Below are 8,810 nucleotides of genomic sequence, written 5' to 3'. Positions count from 1 at the left end.
TCCCCCCCCCCCCCCCCCCCCCCCCCCCCCCCCTGCCCGGTTGCCCGCCGCACTCCCCACCCATAGGATCACAAGCAGTACCGAAGCGGTTGCTTACCGCTTCGATGCGGGCGAGCAGGGGGACGCCCGCGCGCCCGCCGGGACACCGGGGGAAACTGCCACAGGCAGACGATTGTGTGGCGGGCGCAGCAAGGGGAGTGCCGCCCAAGGCAGCCTGTCTTGGGCGGCTCCCACTCCCAGAGCACACCGCCCGGCGGCGCGACCGCGGCTCAACCGGGCAGGTGCCACATCCTGGGGCGCCAGGACGGGGTGGGCTCGAAACCCCGCCTTCGCAGCACTGGACTCACGCGGAGCCTCGAACCCGGGGCGAAGAACGGACGCGGCACGTCGTGGACTACAGGCCCTACCACGCCCAGGAACCTTCAGTGAGGACTGTAGGCCAACCATGTTCCAACCGCGGTGGCCGACACACCCGCGCCCGCTTTCAAATGGAACCACCCACCATGGGCGTAGAGTGGGCAGGCCGTGACGGTTTGGCGCTCGGCCACGTAAGGCAGATGACCCGAGTGCCGCACCACCACGGCCGCCCGCAGGCGTGAGGCGTTCTCCTGCCGCGCCACTGACAGGGGGACACCGCCTTGCGCGGGCGCCGTGTCCGGGGTCTGGCACGCCGGGGCAGTGCCGGACCCCGGACCATGCGCCTCAGGCCTTGAACACGCGCAACGACGACGCAGGGCACGCGAGCCGCCACTCCCTTACCAGTACGTTCTTCACCTCGCCGAGGACCGCGCCCACCCCCAGGAGATCTGAATGAACGCCCACTGCTTGCCCGACCTGCTCACCGCTGCCGCCCACGTCCTGGACCAAACGGGCGAACTCCCCTCGGTCACGATCACGTGCAACCCCGGCGAGCAGTTTCTGCCCGCAGTGGTCCTGACCCCCGCCTCACTGGGCATGGACGCCCACGCCCAAGCCGAGATGGTGCGCACTGTGGCCCAGGCGCTGGGTTGGTCCACAGAACGCTTTCACGACGGCCAGCGGTGGAGCACCACCGGCCAGGTGGACGAGGTCGAAGTCCAGGCGAATGCCGCGCCGCTGCGCACCGGCTTCGGCCGAGAACTGGCGCGCACCAGCGATGTGAGCACCGCCGAACACGCCACGCTGCTACGTGACCTGGTCGATTGCTCCGCCACCGTGCCCGAGGACGTCACGGCGCTGGAGGTGAGCGAGGACCTGCACGGACAGGGCCGGTTCAAGGCCCGCCTGGTCCTGCCCCGCGGCGCCGATCCCGCGGCCGTCACTGAACTGGTCCTGGCCGCTGCCGACGACAGCCGAAGCAGCTACCGCGGCAGCGCTACCCTGCCCACCGGCCACGCCCTGGCCATCAGCGCTGACATGTGAGCCACCGCCTCGCCCCGCGCGCCAACGCCGCCATGAACACTGGGGCTGCCGCGGCGCTGGCCCGTCGGCCCCTGCCCGACCGAGACCGATGTCCAGGAGACGCACGTGTCCCTGATCATGGCGTTGCTCAACCGAAAACCCGAACAATCTGCCTACCTTCGCTGCTCAGCGTGCCGTCACGTGGCCGACCCGCACGGCCCCGCTCCCGGCCACATGCGCCTGCGCCTGTCGGTGACCCGCGCCCATGGCGCCCAGACCACCCCGCACGGATGGATCTGTCCGGCCTGCGATCACACCGCGCCGCTGTCCACCGACGACTACGCCCCCGCGACCACGTCGCGCCGGTGCCGACGCTGGTACTGCCGCTTCGCCTGGAACGCCTGCCGCGGTGACGGCCCCGGCCTGCCCGCGCTGCTACACACGCCTTCAGTGAGGCGACAGGGCCCGCTGTAGCTACTCACAGATTATCTTGCCCCTCGCCCTAGCGTCGGGGGAACGGGACCAATCCGCGGCGGGCTCGGGCCTCGCCCCCTACGGTCGTTGCCATGAGCATTGTGTGGCTAAGCCTCCAGCCCCAGCCGGAGCGCCCCGAGCGGGACTCGCTGATCGACGCCTCCTACATCCGAGGCCTTCGGACCTCACTCCTGCCCTGGAAGGAGCGCAGGGACGGCCCGCACACGTGGGCGCTGTACGCCTGCGTCTCCGGCGAGTACGACGGCCCGTTGGAGGTTTTGCGCGGCGCCGACGAGGGCGTACGCCAGACCGTCGCGCGCAAGCTCGCCGTCCTCCTGGGCGCCGAACGCGCAAACTACCCCGGCGGGTCGGCGGTGGTCACCGTCGGGGAAGAGACCCCCGAGGGGTTCGTCTTCCACGTCGAACGCCAGAACGCTCCGGGCGAACCCCGCATGTGGTGGCCGCTGGAGTACCGGCAACGCATCGAGGAGCAGGAGCGGCAGGCCCTGGCTCAAGACACGGCATGGGACGCGGCCGCCGAATCCTACGAAGGCGACGGATTCTGGGACGCCTGGCTCGCGGCCGCTTCGCCAGCGGACCAGACCGAAGCAGTTCCCTCGACTACCGGATGGTCCCCCCAAGCCGAGCCGTCAGCCGCAGCCGACGATCCCGCGGAGGGCGAGAACTCCGTAACCGACGTCGAACGTGGCGGCTACCGTCGGGGCCCAAGGGGCGCACGGCTGCCTTGGGACGACGACGAGGACCAACCAGAGCCGCTCATCGAGACCGCCGACGCACAGCGCCGGGATTCCGGCGAGCCTGATCCGCCGCGCCGGCGGCTGCCTTGGGAGGAACCGCAGGAGTGACGCTCGTCACCGGCGTGGTGTTCATGATGCAATCGGCCGGTCTCAGCCCAGTCGAATGCAAAAGCGCGCCGTGCCCCAAGTGCAGTGCGTTTTCCGCTGTGAGGAGCCCTACCCCGCTGCCCCACTATGATCGGTGTTCTCGATACTCCCAGGCTAAGGAACAGCGCGGCGGGTGGGCATCCCACCCGAACATGGTCGGCATGGGTGGCTCTCGGAACGGTGGATGAGGTGGACGTGAAAGTGTTCAGGTACGCGGCCTCCACCCAACATGGTGCATGAGTTGGCGGTCACCACTGCGGTGTGCGTGTTGGCGCCGTGGTCGGCGCACGGGGCAATCGCGGTAAGTGTGTGAAGGTCGTCTAGTCGCGCAGAGCGCGGTGGGCGAAGGTGCTGTCGACCTCCAGCAGCTCTCCAGGAGCCTCGGCTGGCGCGGAGCGGTAGGCGTGAGTGAGCGACACCGCCTCTGTATGAGCCAGGGGGTAAACCGGATTTGATGGAACAGGCGCGAACGCGGCATAGCCTCGGCCGAGAGCACTCTTCAGTAGCCGTTGCCGCCCCCGTACAGCAGCGCGAAGCGGGTTTCGTCGAGCGAGCGATCGAGTGCACACTGGGGCACAACGCAGGTCAGGAGTGGGCGTGAGCGTTTCCAACAACCGATCTCGCTCCTGGCTGGTGATCCTCACCCAGTGCGCTGCCGGGCTACTCCTCTACATCACCACATCGTTCACAGTAGGACTGCTCTCAGGTTCGCCTGTGCTGGGCGCAGCCGTCTCCGGCCCCCTGGTGCTCGGCGCTGTTGTGGCATGGCGGCGCTGGACCTTCGGCGCATGGTCATCGCAACCTGCTTCGGGCAAGGTGGAAAAGACAGAATTCTGGGCTATCGTCATGGTTGGTTTGGTGTTGTGCTTCCTTGGAGGCCAGACACTAGCTGTGTCGATCTACACTGAGTACGGTTCGCCGACCTTCGACGCCGCACAGAGCTCTCGGGATGCGGTGCCCGTGGTGGTGTTGTTGCTTGCCTTAGTTGTAGCTGCCCCGGCGGGTGAGGAGGCCCTTATGCGGGGCCTGATCTACCCACTGCTGCGGCTCCGTTTGCCGGTGCTGTCCGCGGCCCTAATGAGCTCGACAATGTTCGCCGCTTTGCACGGTAACCCCGTGCAGATCGCCGTAGCTTTGCCGTTGGGGATGCTGCTGGCCTTCGTCTACGAGCACGTGCGTAGGATCTGTCCGGTAATCGCGCTGCATGCGCTGTTCAACCTCGCTTCAGTCCTGGTGCCCGTGCACCTAGTCGAGGCGGTGGCAACCCCCGCAGTGTTTTCCATTGCGCTAGTGGGTACGGCCTCGATTCTGATCTTGCTGCACCCGTCCCACATAGGCGTTGACCATGACAAAAATTCTTCCTCTCCGGAGTGATCGTGTAATGGGAACCTGCACTTAGGGAAGCGAAAATAGGCGGCCTCCCTATCCTTTGATGCTTGCTTTCGTTCTCAAGAACCTGGAAAGTGACCCAGCGATTAAAATCCTCGAACGCGGATCCCGATGATCCGTCGGTTGCCGAGCTGATATTGGTTCTCAACGCTGCGTTCGAGGATTCATGCGGGTGTGTTGATGGCCGCGGTTCATTCACTGGGCGTGCGCTCTTCGGCAGTGACCGTCTTGTGGCACGTTCGCACGAGCTGTGGTACGGGTTCTCAAGGTGCCTCGACAATCCTGCGTGTGGTCGAGGAGTTTCACATGCCGCCCCCGTGGTGGTGCGGGCGTTCATGCCTGGCGCCTGCAGGAGCTGACGTCGGGTCCGGGCCACGGCAAGGGCGAGCTGGGCGCCGTAGGTGGCGGAACCCTCGACCACTCTCAGGACGGCAAGGTCGTATTGGGCCCCATGGTTAACGCAAATGCATATTCGAAATCCCGTCGGGGAAAATGTCATCGAGGCACACCTGTGGCCACCAAACGGCGCAACCCTCGCTCTGCAGGCCCTTTAATCCCGTGATACTCCATCAGGGAGCAGACGAGTATCGAGACCAACCAAACAGTGGTCGCAACGAAGACCTGCCAAGCCAAGGCGAGTGTCTCGACGCCGCAGATACGCAGAGCCCCGGCCCCTAGAGCCAAGAGCAGAGTCTGCGACAGGTAGGTTGATAGTGAGCGCTTCCCAGTAGCTGCTAAAATTCGGCTGAAAATCCCTGTCCCTGCTATGCAAGAGACAACAAGCGCGACGAGTGCTAAGTAACCGGCTCCAGCTAGCATTCCCGCCAGGCTCTGGTGCCAGGCGATCAAAAAGCGCGACGGGACGTCGGCGCCATCTATGCTCACCCAAAGCATCGGAAAGGTCACAGTAGGCACGACAAATCCGGCTAGGACCGTCCCGGCGAGTTCTTGTCGGTGTAGGTATGGTTTCTCAAGCATCCCTTGACCCGCCAGCCACGCTCCCAGGAGCACACTGGGCAACACCATCGAAGACAAGACCGTCACCGGTGTTGAGACGGTCCAGACAGCAAGATTGAACATGACACCGACGATGTGCGCATCGAAAAGGGTGTGGGCTGCTAGACCGTGGCTGCGGGTCAGAGCAGCCGCAGGCCCGACTACCGCTATGAAGGTCATCGACAGCGAGCCAGTGAGGACAGCCAGCACCAGTGCGGTTCGCGAGCGGCGAGAGACTACGATCCTGGCGATCAACACCGTGACGAGTCCGTATACACCCAAGATGTCGTGGGCGAAGATAAGCGCGTGCGCTGTACCGAAGGCCAGCAGCCACAGCCCTCTTCTGCGCAGTTGCGACGTGGCGCGCTGTTCGGCCTGCTTGCGATTGAGGCCTTCGGCCAGGCTGACCTGGATCGATCTATGCGCGATCGTCGCCAAGCCAAAACCGAGCAGCAGCGCGAAGAGAGGGTAAGCCCGCCCGTCGACCAGTAGGTACAGTAGATCGGAGACAAGCTCTTCGAAGGGTTCGGACGCCTTCAGGTCCGGTGCGAACCAATAATGGGCGTTGGCTACGGCGATAAGGAGCAGCATCACACCGCGCGCAAGGTCTGGCGTCAGTAGGCGTCTGCCGGCGTGCGATACTCTGTCCGCAGAACATGTTCCTGCCCGTTTGCCAGCACACATACTAGGAAATTAGCAGATGCACGCGCTCTGGGGCGGCCGTCCGGGCAGGGTAAGGGCCGAGGCACAGTTCTCTCCCGGGCTTGCGTGAGGTTTCCAAGGCTGATGTGGCACACCCGGTGTGCCAGGCCCCAAATGCCAGAGGCTATCTTGATGCTACAAAGTAGGACGTGTTGAGAACCTCTGGATTTGCAGCAGGTCAAGGAGACCCTCACCGTGACCACCACCAAGGCCCTCACGGCCGCGAGTTTGACAGCCCTGTTCGCCCTAACCGCGTGCACAGGCGGTGACAGGCTGGTCTTCGACTTCACCGAGTACGCAATGGACTCCGCTCCCAGCATCGAGTTCCGCATTCCCGACGAGCTCATCGAACTGAGCGACGACTACGCCGAGAATCGCGTGTATGAGACGGTCACTGTCGCTGCGGTCGAGTCCGACGACCCTTCACGGTGTGCAGTGGAGTACCAATTCGACTACGTCGACGGCGGTCTCGACCGTCTCCTTGGATACGTTCAGGAGACGTCGAGTCGCAGCAACGGCACCACAGAAGAGCGTATCGCTGGTCTCTTGACCGGCGAGGCTTCGGACTCAGTGCTGACCGAGGACTACAGCTCCGCGGTTGTGTCCACCGAGTGCGCCGCTTCCCCGACCGATACCGAGAACACCGTGCGTGTGGCCTTCTTCCGGATGCTCGAGGACGAAGCCGCCACTCTCGCTCGCGTTGAGATCGTCGTCATGCAGGGCAGCGAGTTGTTCGTCCACGAGCCCGAGGTTGAGGACTGGCAACTCGACACGAACGGTAACTGGATCAGCCAGGGCGAGTAGCACCTGGGCGCGCGGCAAGTTGGAGCCATGCAGGAGTGAATCCGCGTAGCGGGGTAACATCGAGTGTGGCCAAGTTCGGACTGTGGTCGATGGTGGCTCCCTCGACCACAGCCTGAGCTCTTCCGTGATCGACTTGGCTGGTGGCTATGTCTGATCTCCCGGCCGGGTCACGGTTTTTCTCCGAGTTCACCGCGTCCCTTGCAGACCGCTTCGCCCGTGCCGAGCCCCGCCGGTAGGCCACCTCCTACCTGTGCGGACTTCTCAGCGAGCTTGAATGCAAGAACGGTGGATTCTGGCTGAGATGTGCAGCGAAGCAGCCTGAAAGCTAAGGGCGTCTCGCTCAACTAGGCGGCGGCCGGATCACCCGAGGCCGCCCATACCTGCACGTTGTTGGTTATGAGCTTGAGGAGCCCGGCCGTGTCCTGCGCGACCGGACACTCGGCACACCAAACCGCATCCTCGCCTACGCCGGGTGGTCCCGCCGAACGTGCGAGGTGCTGCTTCTGTCCTACTTCGGTGTGGTGTGGGAGAAAAGTCGGTGCACGTACTGCCTTATCTGGAATCTGAGGTCAGTACGTTGCCTGGTCATGTGATGATCGCCTGGGACAAGTTCCCCTTGGTCGCGGGAGATAGGCCCATACGGCGGTGGCTGCAGTTCACGGCGAACATTGGAGGGGCCACGAACACCGTGACCGCTTACGGCCGGGCTGCCGAGAACCACCTGCGGTTTCTAGAACTCGTTGGCGCAGTTCCTCTGACCACCCGAGCCGACCTCGTGGCGGTATGTAGCGGTGACCTGCATGACCGGTCCAATCTCCGGGATGCCAAGCTCGTGCACCTCGTTTTCGGAGTGGGGCTGGCGAACGCCACGGTCCAGCAGTGGGTGGTCGCTGGCCGAACGCCTCGTTGAGGTGCTGACCCCGGCCGCCCCTCCCCCATGAGAGCTCGTCGCCGATCGTGCCTTCACTGCGCGACAGCATCCGACGGGAGCGCTCATGAGTAGGCACATTCCTCTCAACGACAGACTCGTACGGAGCCCTATTACCGGATATTCGCAACAACGTGTCCGTACTCGCTCCCCTCCCAAGCCAGGCAGGCTCGGACGCTTATTCGGTACGTCAAGTCCCCGGAGCAGGCGATGCTGGCGCTGCTCATGGAGTGGGTGGCAGTCAGCCTCGACCCCGGGCAAGGGCTCATCGCAGGGGATGTACTGGTCGACGAACCGGCGGCGTACCCGGGGACCCGGGGTGCTCGCCCGGTTCGAGGTCGAGCTTGACGCCCGCTCGTGGGCGGTGTGATCGGTGCGGCAGACCACAGCCGTTGGCCGAGACTAAGCCGGGCCGGTTGCCTGCGACCACCAGGTCACCGCGGAGGGAACACGCGCCCAAGCGCGTGCCGAGCTGGCGCGCCTGCCGAGGGAGCGTGCGGTCGAGAGCGATATCGCGCGGGTGTGGGGCTGTCGGTGTGCCGATGGGGTCGACCCGACGCGGGAGAAGCTGGCTGACTCCCTCCACTCCGCGCCCACGGTGGCGACATCACCGCCATCCGCATCGAGTCTGGCATGCGCATCGCCACCTTCTTCGTGGAGCCCTGTATGCCTGTCGCCGTCATCCGCATGCCACTCACGGTCACCCGGCGCATGTACGAGAGCAACGACACCACCAAATCGATCGCCGGGACCGAGTCCGACGGCCACAACCACGAGTTCGAGGGCAGCGACATCCGCATCACCCGCTCCATGGGCTGAACACCAGCCACCCGCCTCACACCGGCCCCGCTCCATCCAGCGGGGCCGGTCCCATATCCGCCAGAGCGTGCAGAAAGAGACCAAGGATGACCGTCCTTGCCCGCCTACACGCCATTCCCTCTCGGGCTCGCCCTGAACGGCCTGTTCCTGCCCGCCGAGCAGGTCCTGGCCCTGTCGGCCGACCTGACTGCCCGGGCTGCCGCCGCCCTCAACGTCACCATCCCAGGCTGAGCCGACCACGGGCCTGCGACGACACCACCGAGATCCTCGACATGCTTAGCGGCCGCGACCTCGACCACCGCACCTACTGGACCGAAACCGGTCCTACCGAAGCCGGCCTCGTCGGCGGCCCGTTCGTCACGGTCCTGCACGCGCCAGGGGAGACAAGGGGAGACAGCGGCCAGCCTCGCCTT

At 65.1% G+C, this 8,810-nt stretch carries 8 protein-coding genes; 7 read left to right on the top strand and 1 reads right to left on the bottom strand.

Going from position 1 to position 8,810, the window contains the following annotated elements; genetic code table 11:
* Positions 1 to 810 precede the first annotated feature (810 nt).
* From ACSIH6_RS38625 to ACSIH6_RS38610, 4 genes are all read left to right on the top strand, one after another.
* A complete protein-coding gene (locus ACSIH6_RS38625; RefSeq protein WP_435113726.1) occupies positions 811 to 1,401 on the top strand; it encodes a hypothetical protein in 591 nt (196 codons plus the stop codon).
* Between the two features lie 180 nt (positions 1,402 to 1,581).
* Positions 1,582 to 1,854, top strand: a complete 273-nt coding sequence (locus ACSIH6_RS38620; RefSeq protein WP_435113724.1) for a hypothetical protein — start codon at positions 1,582 to 1,584, stop codon at positions 1,852 to 1,854.
* 92 nt (positions 1,855 to 1,946) lie between these two features.
* On the top strand, positions 1,947 to 2,720 hold the full coding sequence (locus tag ACSIH6_RS38615; RefSeq protein ID WP_435113721.1) for a hypothetical protein: 774 nt from the start codon (positions 1,947 to 1,949) through the stop codon (positions 2,718 to 2,720).
* A gap of 636 nt (positions 2,721 to 3,356) precedes the next feature.
* Positions 3,357 to 4,133 carry a CPBP family intramembrane glutamic endopeptidase gene (locus ACSIH6_RS38610; RefSeq protein ID WP_435113718.1) on the top strand — a complete coding sequence of 259 codons (777 nt, stop codon included), beginning with the start codon at positions 3,357 to 3,359 and terminating at the stop codon, positions 4,131 to 4,133.
* Positions 4,134 to 4,643: 510 nt separating this feature from the next.
* Here the strand turns inward: ACSIH6_RS38610 and ACSIH6_RS38605 are convergent.
* Positions 4,644 to 5,735: a DUF418 domain-containing protein gene (locus ACSIH6_RS38605; RefSeq protein ID WP_435113716.1), complete on the bottom strand. Its 1,092-nt coding sequence runs from the start codon at positions 5,733 to 5,735 to the stop codon at positions 4,644 to 4,646.
* 306 nt (positions 5,736 to 6,041) lie between these two features.
* Between ACSIH6_RS38605 and ACSIH6_RS38600 the strand changes: the two genes are divergently transcribed.
* The 3 genes from ACSIH6_RS38600 (at position 6,042) to ACSIH6_RS38590 (ending at position 8,628) form a co-directional block, all read left to right on the top strand.
* Positions 6,042 to 6,650: a hypothetical protein gene (locus tag ACSIH6_RS38600; RefSeq protein ID WP_435113714.1), complete on the top strand. Its 609-nt coding sequence runs from the start codon at positions 6,042 to 6,044 to the stop codon at positions 6,648 to 6,650.
* 1,561 nt (positions 6,651 to 8,211) lie between these two features.
* Positions 8,212 to 8,397 (top strand): hypothetical protein, encoded by a 186-nt coding sequence (locus tag ACSIH6_RS38595; RefSeq protein WP_435113711.1) that lies wholly within the window; start codon positions 8,212 to 8,214, stop codon positions 8,395 to 8,397.
* Between the two features lie 96 nt (positions 8,398 to 8,493).
* Positions 8,494 to 8,628: a hypothetical protein gene (locus ACSIH6_RS38590; protein ID WP_435113709.1), complete on the top strand. Its 135-nt coding sequence runs from the start codon at positions 8,494 to 8,496 to the stop codon at positions 8,626 to 8,628.
* The last annotated feature ends 182 nt before the right edge of the window (positions 8,629 to 8,810 follow it).

It is taken from the genome of Nocardiopsis synnemataformans (assembly GCF_965343085.1).
GTDB lineage: Bacteria > Actinomycetota > Actinomycetes > Streptosporangiales > Streptosporangiaceae > Nocardiopsis > Nocardiopsis alborubida.
Note: the sequence above shows the minus strand (reverse complement) of the source record. Positions and strands in the feature narration are given on the sequence as shown.

What these genes read in the sequence shown, in the direction of transcription:
- ACSIH6_RS38625 (WP_435113726.1), top strand. Translation starts at nt 811, where the DNA reads ATGAACGCCCACTGCTTGCCCGACCTGCTCACCGCTGCCGCCCACGTC.
- ACSIH6_RS38615 (WP_435113721.1), top strand. Translation starts at nt 1,947, where the DNA reads ATGAGCATTGTGTGGCTAAGCCTCCAGCCCCAGCCGGAGCGCCCCGAG.
- ACSIH6_RS38605 (WP_435113716.1), bottom strand. Translation starts at nt 5,735, where the DNA reads ATGCTGCTCCTTATCGCCGTAGCCAACGCCCATTATTGGTTCGCACCG.
- ACSIH6_RS38595 (WP_435113711.1), top strand. Translation starts at nt 8,212, where the DNA reads ATGCGCATCGCCACCTTCTTCGTGGAGCCCTGTATGCCTGTCGCCGTC.